The organism is Pseudomonas iridis (assembly GCF_017980685.1).
GTDB lineage: Bacteria > Pseudomonadota > Gammaproteobacteria > Pseudomonadales > Pseudomonadaceae > Aquipseudomonas > Aquipseudomonas iridis.
Window position 1 is genome coordinate 1 of sequence record NZ_JACXXO010000041.1, and the last position, 2,573, is coordinate 2,573.

At 59.0% G+C, this 2,573-nt stretch carries 3 protein-coding genes; all 3 read left to right on the forward strand.

The features are described 5' to 3' along the window. On the forward strand, window positions 1-695 hold a 695-nt coding region (locus IEQ42_RS27190; protein ID WP_210706192.1), incomplete at its 5' end, for a DUF4214 domain-containing protein. Further along, window positions 692-1,594 carry a hypothetical protein gene (locus IEQ42_RS27195; protein WP_210706193.1) on the forward strand — a complete coding sequence of 301 codons (903 nt, stop codon included), beginning with the start codon at window positions 692-694 and terminating at the stop codon, window positions 1,592-1,594. The genes IEQ42_RS27190 and IEQ42_RS27195, both read left to right, overlap by 4 nt. Next, a partial coding sequence (locus IEQ42_RS27200) for a beta propeller repeat protein (protein WP_479687555.1) occupies window positions 1,594-2,573 on the forward strand: 980 nt, incomplete at its 3' end. The genes IEQ42_RS27195 and IEQ42_RS27200, both read left to right, overlap by 1 nt.

Here is a 2,573-nt window from a genome sequence, read left to right on the forward strand (position 1 = left end):
CTGCAGAGAAGTCGCTGAAGGGATTGGAGACGCAAATCGAGCTAGCCAAGGCGGCGTATGACGCTCAGATGGCTCAGTTCGATTCGCAGTTGGAGTTCGCCCAGGCGCAGATGGATGCGCTCAACGGCGTCGACAATTCGGTCATGGGGGTCACTGCGGCCATCAATGCGATGAACCTCGCAGTCGTGGCTGCGTTGGCGGGCATCACCGGTAAAGCCTCCGATGGAACCTCAACCAACAACGGCACGCTGATCGATTCGGTGTACCAATCATTGCTGGGGCGGGACGCCGATGCAGCCGGCAAGGCGTACTGGCAGGGGGAGCTCGCGAGCGGCTCGATCAGCTATGGCCAACTGGCCCAAGCCATCGCCAACGCGGCCAAGGAAAAGGGCCAGGCAATCAAGGTGCCCGGCTATGCCAGCGGAGGCGACTTCGGCGGTGGTTTGCGCCTGGTGGGCGAGAACGGTCCGGAGCTGGAGGTCACCGGCCCGAGCCGGATCTTCACTGCCAACCAGACGGCGTCAATGCTGAGGGGTGGCGGAGATAACGCTGCGCTCTTGTCCGAACTCAAGCAGATGCGTGAGGAAAACAAATCGCAGCGGTTCCAGATCGCCAAGACCAATCAGCAAGTCGCCGCGCTGCTTCAGAAGTGGGATACCGAAGGTGCACCAAAAGAAAGGGATTACGCCCTATGAGACTCATCAAGCCGGTTGAAATAACACCGGCCAAGTTGGTCAGCAGCAACGTGCCTGAAACGGACTTCGCGGCATGGGTTTCGACCACTGCCTACGACATCGATACCAAGGTGATTTGGAATCACCACATTTACCAAGCGCTGGCCGCCGTCCCGGCGGGAGTCAAGCCGGGCGAAGAGGTGATCGACAAGGATCATCCTGCCAAGTGGCTAGATCTGGGCTCTACCAACCGCTGGCGGATGTTCGACAACAAGGTGGAATCCCTGACCACCAACCCCGGCACGATTGAGGTCACGATCAAGCCGGGGGCGGTGGTCAATTCCCTGGCCTTGTTCAACCTCAAGGGTAAGTCGGTCACCGTCACGATGGTCGATGCGCTGGAAGGGGAGGTGTACCGCAAAGAGATCAGCTTGGTCGATGCTGGAGTGACTAACTGGTACGACTGGTTTTTCGAGCCAATCGGCATTCGCACTGACGTTGTGGCGCTCGATATGCCGGCCTACGGTTCCGCCGATATCGTCCTGACCATCGATGCTGGCCCAGAAGTGGCGACTGTAGGGCATGTGGTCATCGGGGCCGTGAAGCAAATCGGCACGGCGCTGTATGGCAGCTCGGTCGGGATCAATGACTACAGCCGAAAATCCACCGACGACTTCGGCAACACCGTGGTCATTCAGCGTTCGTTCTCCAACCGAGCTGATTTCGACATCGCGCTGGACACATCTGAGGTGACTCGCGTTCGGCGTCTGCTGGCTGATCTGCGCGCCACGCCGGTGGTGTGGATCGGTGAAGAGTCGTACGAGGCCACCATCCTGTTTGGATTTTATAAGGACTTTCAGATCGTGTTTTCCGGCCCGACTGTTTCCGACTGCTCAATTACTGTTGAAGGGGTTATCTGATGGCCGTACCTGTTATTTCGAACCTGCCGCCGGCGCCAACCCGCAGTGATGGCCCGGCAGACTTCACACCCAAAGCTGACGCGATGATCGGCGCGCTGCAGCCAATGGTGGTGCAGATCAACATCGCACTGCAATGGATGGCCGGGCAGCTGACAGAGGTGCAAGCCCTGGCCTCTGCTGCGGCCGCAGCCGCCAACGCAGCCGCCAGCTCAGCCTCTGCTGCTGACGCCTCGAAGAACGCGGCAGCCCAGCAAGTAGGCCTGGCCGCCGATCAGGTGGCGCTAGCAGCCGGGCAAGTGGCGTTGGCGAATGCCGCAAAAGTTGACGCCCAGTCCGCCGCTGTAGCGGCTGGTGCCGGGGCTGGGCTTCCTGTCGGGCGCGAACCGTTTACCGCCTTGCAAATCAATAAGGCCGGGGCGGTTGATTGGGTTCCAGGGTTGCCAGATCGTGCGGCCGCGCAAGTCGGCCAAGCGCTGAAACTCGACGGCGATAAACTGCCGAAATGGGCCTTTGCTGGCGATCAAATTGGCGACCTGCTCACAACTGCTCGAAACCTTCCAACTGACTTTTCATCAGTTCAGGCGACGTTACCTGCTAGCGTCACCTGGGCGTCGGTGACTTACGGAAAGGGTCTGTTTGTTGCGGTCGCCACAAGCAGCAACATCGCGGCCACTTCGCCAGATGGTATCAACTGGACGCAGCGCACGCTTCCAGCTTCCGCAACTTGGTACGCGGTAACTTACGGTAATGGCATTTTCGTTGCCGTAGGCGGCGGCATGACCGTTATTGCCACCTCACCAGACGGTATTACCTGGACGCAAAGAAGCGCGCCACTATCTGCAACTTGGCGCAGTGTGACTTACGGCGGTGGTTTATTTGTCGCTGTTGGGATAAGTAGCGCAATTGCTATAACTTCGCCAGATGGTATCAACTGGACGCAGCGCACGCTTCCGGCATCTACTAATTGGTATAGCGTTGC

Bases quoted from the DNA above. Each gene is read 5' to 3' on its own strand.
- IEQ42_RS27195 (WP_210706193.1), top strand. From the start codon at position 692: ATGAGACTCATCAAGCCGGTTGAAATAACACCGGCCAAGTTGGTCAGC.